Origin of the sequence: Streptomyces sp. NPDC060031, from assembly GCF_042736805.1 — a bacterium.
Lineage (GTDB): Bacteria > Actinomycetota > Actinomycetes > Streptomycetales > Streptomycetaceae > Streptomyces.
Genome location: NZ_JBHWVM010000197.1, coordinates 1 through 2378, shown reverse-complemented (window position 1 = coordinate 2378; position 2378 = coordinate 1). Strand labels below are relative to the sequence as shown.

The following is a 2378-nucleotide window of genomic DNA, read 5'->3' as shown; positions in this document are numbered from 1 at the left end:
CGTTGATTTTTGGCACGCTGTTGAGTTCTCAAGGAACGGACGCTTCCTTTGTACTCACCCTCTCGGGCTTTCCTCCGGGCGCTTCCTTCGTTCTTGTGTCTCCGACTCTATCAGACTCTTTCGGGCCTGACCCCCAGTCAGCGGGGTTTGCCTTCCGGGCTGTTGGGCCCTTCCGACTCCCCAAACTCTAGTGGATTTCCCCGGCGATTCATAATCGGCCTTCGGAAATGAATTCGGACATGCCGAATTCGTTCCCAGTGGGAGATCGTGCTGAGTTGGGTGCCGCAACGAGGCGGCGGGATTCGTTGTCGCCTCAACCTTCCGGCTCAGGGACAACTCGAAGAACCTTACGGATCCGCGAGAGCTGTGTCAACCCGGGCGTCAGGTCGGGGACTGGAGGTCTTCCACGCGGTCCAGGAGGCGGGTGAGCATGTCGCCCAGCACCCCGCGCTCCGCCGTGGAGAGGTCCTGGAGGAGGTCCTCCTCGAAGACCGTGGCCGCGCGCATCGCGTCGAGCCACTTGCTGCGGCCCTCGTCCGTCAGCTCCACGATCACGCGGACCCGGTTGTTCTCGTCCCGCTCGCGCGTGACCAGACCCTCCGCCGTCATCCGGTCGATCCGGTGCGTCATCGCCGCCGGCGTGAGGCCCAGCTGCTTCGCGAGCTCGCTCGGGCCCATCCGGTACGGGGCACCGGAGAGTACGAGGGCCTTGAGGACCTCCCACTCCGCGTTGCTGATGCCCAGGGCCGCGGTCTGGCGTCCGTACGCGACGTTCATCCGGCGGTTCAGGCGGCTCAGTGCCGAGACGACCTTCTCCACCTGGGGGTCGAGGTCCTGGAATTCGCGCTGGTAGACGGCGATCTGCTCGTCGAGGCTCGGCTCGTGGACGGGCGTGGTGCCGTCGGGGGTGTCACCCATGCTCCGAAGTATCGCACGAGACCGTTGGCATCTAACTCCTTCGATGTGTAGAGTTAAGGGTCGAACTTTAGGTATGAAGTCTTCAGTCTTCAGCTATCAAGGCGGTGAGAAGTGACCAAGGTGATGGGCGCTGCGATGCGGCGGATCCAGGCCGGCAACGCGTTGACCGCGTTCGGCATCGGCTTCACGGTTCCGTTCCTCTACATCTACGTGGCGCAGGTGCGAGATCTGGGCTCCATGGCCGCCACGAGCGCGTTCGTGGCCTTCGCCCTGGGCGCTCTCGTCGCGCTGCCCCTCACCGGTCGCGTCATCGACCGCCGAGGTCCGGTTCCGGTGGTCGTTGGCGCGGCCGTCGCCGCGTCGGTCGGCGCGGTCTCGCTCGGGCTCTCCACCAGCATCGTGCCGATCCTGCTGTCCGCCCTGGCGCTCGGCGCCGGGCAGGCCGTCATGCAGCCGGCCCTGGCCACGATGATCGTGTGGTGCTCGACTCCGTCGACCCGGACCCGTGCCTTCGCCCTCCAGTTCTTCATGCAGAACCTGGGCCTGGGCATCGGCGGCCTCATCGGCGGCCAGATCGTCGACGAGAACAGTCCCGGCAGCTTCACCCTGCTGTTCAGCATCGAGGCCGTGATGTTCCTGGTGCTGGCGGGCGTCATCCTCACCGTGAAGATGCCGCACGCGCCGGTCATCAAGGACGCCACGCCGACGGACCCCGCGCAGGCGGGCGGCAGCGCCTGGAAGCGGCTGCTGCGCCACCAGGCCATGGTCAAGCTGCTGCTCCTGGGCTTCGTGATCTTCTTCGCCTGCTACGGGCAGTTCGAGTCGGGTCTCGCCGCCTTCGGTACCGAGGCCGCCGGGATCACCCCCTCGACCCTGGGCTTCGCGCTCGCCGCCAACACCGGGGCGATCGTGCTCGCGCAGTTCGTCGTGCTGCGGCTCGTCGAGAAGCGCCGCCGGTCCCGTGTGATCGCGCTGGTCGGCGTGATCTGGACCGTGGCGTGGGTCATCGCCGGGTTCTCGGGGCTCGGGCACGGCAGCGCGATGATGGCCGCCGCCGCGTTCGTCACCACGTACGGGCTCTTCGGCATCGGCGAGGCCATGCTGTCGCCGACGCTGGCGCCGCTGGTGGCCGACCTGGCGCCGGAGGGTTCCGTGGGCCAGTACAACTCGGCCTTCGCGCTCGTCAAGCAGATGGCGCTGGCGCTCGGACCGCTCGGTGTGCCGCTGGGCGCTGGGGTGCCGATGCTCTACATCGGGACCTTCGTCGTGGTCTCGCTCGGGATCGCCTGGCTGGCGCTGCGGCTCGGCAAGCAGCTGACGCCGGAGCAGGACAACCCGTCGCTGAGCAGGGTCGTGGCCCAGGGTGGTCCGGCCGAGGCGGCGAAGGCCGCTGAGCCCGTGGCCGCGTAGGAACCCGCGGAAGCAAGTATGGGGAAGGCCCCGATCCGGTGGATCGGGGC

The 2378-nt window shown here is 67.5% G+C and carries 1 protein-coding gene and 1 pseudogene; one reads left to right on the top strand and one right to left on the bottom strand.

All coding sequences use genetic code 11. From position 1 onward, the window contains the following. Nucleotides 1–313 precede the first annotated feature (313 nt). Nucleotides 314–918: pseudogene (locus tag ACFWB8_RS36945) on the bottom strand (MarR family winged helix-turn-helix transcriptional regulator). Nucleotides 919–1041: 123 nt separating this feature from the next. Here ACFWB8_RS36945 and ACFWB8_RS36940 point away from each other — a divergent pair. Further along, nucleotides 1042–2328, top strand: a complete 1287-nt coding sequence (locus ACFWB8_RS36940) for an MFS transporter (protein WP_385237668.1) — start codon at nucleotides 1042–1044, stop codon at nucleotides 2326–2328. Nucleotides 2329–2378 lie beyond the last annotated feature (50 nt).

Coding starts and splice junctions, on each gene's coding strand:
- ACFWB8_RS36940 (WP_385237668.1), top strand. CDS start 1,042: ATGGGCGCTGCGATGCGGCGGATCCAGGCCGGCAACGCGTTGACCGCG.